Here is a 6,898-nt window from a genome sequence, read left to right on the forward strand (position 1 = left end):
ATTGAGCGTTTCCCAATACTCGACCCACTATTTTAATCAAGCAAATCGCATCAACCCTTCTATTAATGAACTTCATCGAATCCCTTTTAACTTGGATAAAATACCAATCGATAACGGTAGAAAGCTTTTGGTCAGATCTTTCTGATGACTTAGCATCACTCGACGTAACTTGGGAACTTAATTCGTTTTTCAAACAGGACTCGCTAAAAGAGATCATCGATTTTTTGTTGAGCTTTGCTTTCTATTATCCGCTGCTGATGGCATATCTCTGGATGATCGGGGCATTGATATTTTATTTCCGCCGCGAGAGGAACAGCCCTTGCCGGCACGATGAAGTTCCTCAATTGAGCGACTACCCACCCGTCTCCATAATCATTCCATGCCATAACGAAGGCCGTGATATCGCCGAAACGATCGAATTTGTATTGCAACAACGCTATCCCGATTTTGAAGTTATCGCCGTCAACGACGGCAGCACCGACGATACGCTTGAGCAACTATCGATACTTGCCGAACGACATAAACAAGTGCGCGTCATCAATTTAGAAAACAATCAAGGTAAGGCCGAAGCATTGAACACCGGAGCTTTATTCTCAAAGAACGAATATTTGATTTGTATCGACGGCGACGCGCTTTTAGCGCCCGAAGCGACAGCCTGGATAATGATGCATTTTTTAAGCGGCCCTCGAGTTGCCGCAGTCACCGGCAATCCGCGTATTAGAACCCGGTCGACTTTATTGGGAAAAATTCAAGTCGGCGAATTTTCGGCGATCATCGGCATGATTAAAAGAGCGCAACGGGTTTACGGCCGCATTTTTACCGTTTCCGGAGTCATCGCAGGGTTTAGAAAATCGGCACTGCATAGAGTCGGCTATTGGAGTCACGACATGATCACCGAGGATATCGATATCAGTTGGAAATTACAATTGGATCATTGGGATATCCGCTATGAACCCAACGCATTATGCTGGATTTTAATGCCGGAAACGTATAAGGGACTCTGGCGCCAACGTTTGCGATGGGCGCAAGGCGGAGCGGAGGTATTGTTACGCTATTATCGGAAATTGGGAATTTGGCACTCCCGGCGCATGTGGCCGGTTTATCTTGAATATTTCATTAGCGTCTTTTGGTCGTATACGATGATGACGACTTTCGTGTTATGGGCTTTGGGATATTTTGTCGTACTCCCGAAAGCGCTCGAAATTCCGACACTGTTACCGAGCTGGGGCGGAATACTACTGGGTATCACTTGTTTAGTTCAATTCGCGCTCAGTTTGGCGATTGATTCCCGTTATGAAAAAGGCATTGCACGAACGTATTATTGGATGATTTGGTACCCATTGGTTTATTGGGTAATTTCGGTCTTCACAACCTTTGTCGGCTTGCTGAAAGCTTTATTTAAAAAACGCAACACCCGCGCAACTTGGACAAGTCCTGACAGAGGAATACGATGAAACCTTTAATCATCAATTCGCCTTCGCTGCAAAGTTTAAAGCAAAAATATATTTCCGCCGCCCTGACTTTTATTTTTTGGATCCTTTGGTTTTACCTATGGATACCTGTAATCACATTGCTAAGTTGGTGGGCGGGAGCCGATATGTTTTATCTGCAAATGATCGAGCTGGGTGGTGTGGAACTGCTCTTTCAAGACTTGGAGTTCATTTTAAAATGCATCGCGTTATTGGGCGGTTCCTTGGCCGTTTGGGCCGCCTACAATTATTATCGTTTTAGAAATCTGGAGCGCCGCACACCGTTACCGAATGTATCCAAAGAAGCACTCGCTCAACACTTCGGCATCGACCCGAAATCCTTAACCGATTTACAAAACGCTAAATATATTAATGTTCAATTCGATGACAACGGCAAAATCACCCAAAGCGATAAAATGCCGAGTTTTCAACTACAACCGGAAAATAAACCGCCCTTCTTAGATCGTGATTTGAATTAAGCCTATGTCGTCGTAATTGTTCAGACCCCTGCATTTAAAATAAGTTGGAACTTTACCTCCCCCTTTGAAAAGGCTATGAATGCGGTAATAGTGTATTTATTCAGTCCCCCGGCAATTATCGTTCCCACGCTCTGCGTGGGAATGCCTGAGTACCGCTCCAGCGGTACGAGACGCTAGAGCGTCTCGGGCGGCATTCCCACGCTGGAGCGTTGGAACGATAGGGGGTGTGAATAATTACTTGGAGATTGGTGTAGTATTCACTTCAACTATTAACGCGAACATAGCTTTTGAAAAAGGGGGATTGAGGGGGATTTATTTAAATAATCTCCACCTATTCCCTTTTTTTTCATCGTTCCTACGCTCTGCGTGGGAATGCATCCCGGGACGCTCTGCGTCCCGATAGATCGATAATCCCAGCAACCAGACATTCTCTACAGTTTCTTAATACAATTGCCCGAGGCAGTCGACGCAGAGCGTCTAAAGCAGCATTCCCACGCAGAGCACTCATCGTTATACATAAATTGTAGGGTACGCTGCGCGTACCAAAGCCGTGCCCTGGCGGCTCGGTTGGCACATGAACATTGCGGGGTTACCATGGTACGCACAGCGTACCCTACGCGGATCGCCTAGCGCTAGGTGATCCGCGAGTGTTAAGTGACAATAAATGGTATTGAGGTCTCGATGGTTAAGATTGCGAAAAGGTAATTTTTGACTTATGTATAACGATGAGAGCTCTGCTTGGGCAAGAAGTCTTGGAAGCTCCAGCTTCCCGAAGCCGGCAAGCAGAGCTTGCGAGACGGGTTTCCCAAACAGAGTTTGGGAAACAGCGGAAGATGTGTATAACGATGAGCGCGCAGAGCATGGGAACGAGCGTTTTGTGGGGATACCTCAGGGATTGAGGGGGATTTATTTAAATAATCTCCACCCAACCCCTTTTTTTTCAAAGAGGAAGACTAAATATTTACGTGTCGTTAGATTTCATACCCTATCATTTACCAGCCACGCCTTAGGATATCGGCAATGACTAGAGTTATCGCGCTTTAGTTGAGGCAACTTGCTAAACAAGTGCATCATACTTTATTAAAACAATAAATCCGACAGCCCGCCGACCCATTTGCCTTTTGTGACTAATCTGTCGGCAGCCATGTCAAAAATGTCAGCTCCTTTGGCCACATCCAAGTTTAGGAACGAGCATGAAATAACTTCGACAACTTCTGGGAGGGGGGCGGTGGCTCGATTGACAGGTGTCGGCGGCAGGGAAAGCCGCCGTCAAGCCTACATGGACGTATTTACCCAGCACCTAAATACCATAACCCGTTGGCTACGGTTAATTAACTTGGATAATTTAGGTGCTGGGTTTACGGCGTCCTGCCAAGCGAGTCACCGAATCGCCGCAATGCCTACTACTTGTAGCAGTTATTTTGTGCATATTCCTTAGGACTTAATCGTAAATCAAAAAAACCGGCACCGGAGCCTCCTTAAGCATCGTCGAAATTTGAAGTACGAAAGGCATAATACTTGGGCATGAATAATGCTTAAATATATTATTTAGAGCATTATGCTAATTTTTTGACATCTGCGTGTAATAATATTCGAAGATACTTTTATCAGTTTTCGACACAACACGCCGATCTTTGTATAGTCATCGTAGATCAAAATTCGGCACCGGGTGCCTTTTCGGACGCTACCGAAATTTGAAGTACGAAAGGTATACTATTTTATTTAATTTAACCGGATAGGAATTTTATAATGACGCAAAAAGCCCGAGTTCTTCTTGCTCTAGCACTATCGACAGCCTCATTTCATTCTCATGCTGTGACTTTGAACCCTGAAAACGGACATTATTATTTATTGGTCGACTTCACCGACGACTGGCGCCTCGACTGGAATGATGCAAAATCCCACGCCGAAACGTTGACGCATAACGGTGTATCGGGGCACTTGGCCACAATAACTAATCAGCAAGAAGACGATTTTATTTGGCAACTGGGCGGCGAAGGCCGTTTCCTGGGCGGATTCAATAACAGCACGCTCAACGAAGCAGGCGAATGGGTTCATAATGATTGGCAATGGGTAACCGGCGAGGCATTTGGTTTTTACAACTGGGTCGAGGGAGAGCCGAATCACTGGAACGATGGAACCGGCCAAACACCTGCTAATGAAGACTATTTGATGTACTGGTGGTCGGACGCCAATTTAATAGGACGGTGGAACGACACGAATGTCGACTCTTCTTGGTTCGACGGTAACAGCATTGTTTTTACCACGCAAGGATTCATTGTTGAATTTTCAACAAGCAATACTTCTCCTGTTCCCCTACCTGGCGCGTTTTGGCTTTTTTCGAGCGGATTATTGCTTGCCGGCTACTTGCGACGAAACCGTATTATACCCATCGCAGATCAAAATTCGGCGTCGGGGTGTCCGTCAAAGGACGCCGTGAATACATCCCTGTAGGCTTTGCCAGCTCCATGCTGGCAAAGCCTTTGCCGCAAACCCCGGCGCCTCCTCAGGCACTGCCGAAATTTGAAGTGCGAAAGGTATAGTTAAGAATTAATACTTGGCGGGTTTCCATAACGCCAGGGATGGTGTGTAAGCAGAACTGTTGTTAATCACAACCTCTGGCGGCCTGACGATTAAACCTACTATGTGCGTTAAGTCGGCAACTACGATTTTATTATTAGAGCATACAAACAACCGAAATTCAGGAGCTCACGCAACAACATCCTTCTCATCTCTACAAACCAAACGGCCTGGGAAAATGCAACTAAAACAACTTCCCTTCCCGACTTCGCTATTTATTTCTAATTTGGCTTCATGATTTTGCAGCGCATGCTTGACGATTGCTAGCCCCAAACCGGTCCCGCTTTGTTTTTTACTGAGATTGGTATCGACCCTGTAAAAGCGTTCGGTGACTCTTGGAATCTCGGATGCCGCTATGCCCTCGCCATGATCTTCCACATCCAGTCTCGGGCAACCCTGATGCTCATACCAGCGCACATTGACAATGGAGTCTTCGGACGAATATTTCAAGGCATTGACTAACAAATTGGTAAAGGCGCTACGTAAATCCTCTTCCACACCGATTATTTTGGCTTGGCTATCCAGTTTGAGATCGATACGTCCTGACGACTTTTTCAGACTAGCGCCTTCGCTGCATATTTTACTTAGCAAACCTGGAATATCGACGCATTGCGCCTTCTTTTTTTGAGTTTCCAGTCGCGTCAACAACAATAAATCGTCGACTAGATGCTCCATGCGCTCGGTTTGACTCTGCATTTGCGTGATCGAATTGCTTAACAATCCCGATTCGCCGTCATCCATATCTTTGATCGTCTCCAAATATCCTTTCAGTACCGTTAGCGGCGTTCTTAGCTCATGAGAAACATTCGCGACAAAATCCTTGCGCATGATTTCCATTTTTTTCAGCTGAGTAACGTCTTGCGCCAAAAGCAATCGCAAGCCGACTCCATAAGGAACGACTCGGACTGAGAGCATCACATTTGCATCGACTGGAGAAGGGAGCACGATCACATCGTCGTATTTGCGATTATCCAAGTAGCGGGTGAACTCGGGAAAACGAATCAAGTTAGGTATCCGCTGACCTTTGTCGGATTTGTCGAGACCCAGCACTTTCATCGCCGCTTTGTTGGTCCATTCGATTTCATCGCTAGGACCAAGCACAACAGCAGCATCCGGCAAAGCCTCGGTCGATTTGCGAAATTGATCGACCATTTTTCCGAGCTTTTTTTTGCGCTTTTTTTCGCGCTTTTTCATGCGATAAACGTGGTAGTAAATAGCCTCCCAAATACCGGTCGACTTCGGATATTTTCCACTACCGCCGTTGTCTATCCATTTTTCGAATCGATAAATCTGATAGAACTGCCGAATCAAAATGCTCACTAAGAGTACAAACAGCATCGGCACAAGAATTTTGCCCAAAACCCCGACAACGATTGCGGCAAGCAACAGTAGCGATAATGTTGCAACTTCCCTAATCCATGGATTCATTGGGTTTTAGCTAATCAGCGAAAATCGGTATCCGAATCCGCGTACGGTTTGCACCAGTTCTTCCCGCCCGTATTCGGCCAATATTTTTCTTAATCGTCTAATATGCACGTCGACGGTCCTCTCTTCGATATAAACACTACGCCCCCAAACTTGATCGAGCAATTGCGTGCGGCTATAGACTTTATCCGGATGCGTCATAAAAAACTGCATCAATCTGAATTCGGTCGGGCTGACATCCAGTTGTTTGTCGCCTATCGTCAACCGGTGCTGCTCGCTGTCAAGAATCATGTCGCCAAGCGTAATCTGTGCCAAGTCTTGGATTTTACCGGTTCTACGCAGTACGGCGCGTATTCTTGCGACCAGTTCCTTCGGCGAAAAGGGTTTAGTCATGTAATCGTCGGCACCAATTTCGAGCCCGCGCACTTTGTCTTCTTCCTCGCCTCGAGCGGTCAATAAAATAATCGGGATTTCCCGGTAAAATTGGTCTTTCTTAAGACGCCTAGCCCATTCGATACCGCTAATGCCGGGCAACATCCAGTCCAACACGATCAAATCCGGCATGCGTTCCTGAAGAATCAAATTAGCCACTTCGGCATCGGCGCATTGACTCGCTTCGAAACCGGACTGCTCCAATACCATCGCCAGCATTTCTCGGATAGCATCCTCATCTTCGACGACTAAAACGCTCAATCTACTCATATGCTTCTACAGGTCAATAAAATTTCGATTTTAGCAGGAGCTATGTTACGTTTTTATGACAATTATGTGATCATGCCGATATTGTATACCTTTCGCACTTCAAATTTCGTCAGTGCCGGAGGAGGCCTCGGGGTGCTAGGTCGATTTTTGCTCCTGCAAAATCGACATTCACGCCATCCATGGCGCTCGCAAAGGCTTTGCCAGCATGGAGCTGGCATAGAGCCTACATGGACGTATTCACGG

Annotated in this window: 5 protein-coding genes; 3 read left to right on the forward strand and 2 right to left on the reverse strand. The window is 46.2% G+C overall.

Translation table 11 applies throughout. From position 1 onward, the window contains the following. Positions 1 to 65 precede the first annotated feature (65 nt). The 3 genes from pgaC to ACRJJO_RS15575 all read left to right on the forward strand — a co-directional run bounded on the left by pgaC (position 66) and on the right by ACRJJO_RS15575 (position 4,402). Complete coding sequence (pgaC, locus tag ACRJJO_RS15565; protein ID WP_431066590.1) at positions 66 to 1,454, forward strand: poly-beta-1,6-N-acetyl-D-glucosamine synthase; 1,389 nt, start codon at positions 66 to 68, stop codon at positions 1,452 to 1,454. Further along, on the forward strand, positions 1,451 to 1,948 hold the full coding sequence (gene pgaD / locus ACRJJO_RS15570; RefSeq protein WP_431066591.1) for a poly-beta-1,6-N-acetyl-D-glucosamine biosynthesis protein PgaD: 498 nt from the start codon (positions 1,451 to 1,453) through the stop codon (positions 1,946 to 1,948). The genes pgaC and pgaD overlap by 4 nt, the downstream gene beginning before the upstream one ends. A 1,749-nt stretch (positions 1,949 to 3,697) precedes the next feature. Next, positions 3,698 to 4,402 (forward strand): hypothetical protein, encoded by a 705-nt coding sequence (locus ACRJJO_RS15575; RefSeq protein ID WP_431066592.1) that lies wholly within the window; start codon positions 3,698 to 3,700, stop codon positions 4,400 to 4,402. Positions 4,403 to 4,657: 255 nt separating this feature from the next. Here ACRJJO_RS15575 and phoR read toward each other — a convergent pair whose 3' ends face one another. Then, positions 4,658 to 5,956 (reverse strand): phosphate regulon sensor histidine kinase PhoR, encoded by a 1,299-nt coding sequence (gene phoR, locus ACRJJO_RS15580; protein ID WP_431066593.1) that lies wholly within the window; start codon positions 5,954 to 5,956, stop codon positions 4,658 to 4,660. A gap of 6 nt (positions 5,957 to 5,962) precedes the next feature. Beyond that, positions 5,963 to 6,655, reverse strand: coding sequence for a phosphate regulon transcriptional regulator PhoB (phoB, locus tag ACRJJO_RS15585; protein WP_014149425.1), 693 nt, complete (start codon positions 6,653 to 6,655; stop codon positions 5,963 to 5,965). Positions 6,656 to 6,898 lie beyond the last annotated feature (243 nt).

It is taken from the genome of Methylotuvimicrobium sp. (assembly GCF_050611805.1).
Taxonomy (GTDB): domain Bacteria; phylum Pseudomonadota; class Gammaproteobacteria; order Methylococcales; family Methylomonadaceae; genus Methylotuvimicrobium.

Bases quoted from the DNA above. Each gene is read 5' to 3' on its own strand.
- pgaC (WP_431066590.1), top strand. From the start codon at position 66: ATGAACTTCATCGAATCCCTTTTAACTTGGATAAAATACCAATCGATA.
- pgaD (WP_431066591.1), top strand. From the start codon at position 1,451: ATGAAACCTTTAATCATCAATTCGCCTTCGCTGCAAAGTTTAAAGCAA.
- ACRJJO_RS15575 (WP_431066592.1), top strand. From the start codon at position 3,698: ATGACGCAAAAAGCCCGAGTTCTTCTTGCTCTAGCACTATCGACAGCC.
- phoR (WP_431066593.1), bottom strand. From the start codon at position 5,956: ATGAATCCATGGATTAGGGAAGTTGCAACATTATCGCTACTGTTGCTT.
- phoB (WP_014149425.1), bottom strand. From the start codon at position 6,655: ATGAGTAGATTGAGCGTTTTAGTCGTCGAAGATGAGGATGCTATCCGA.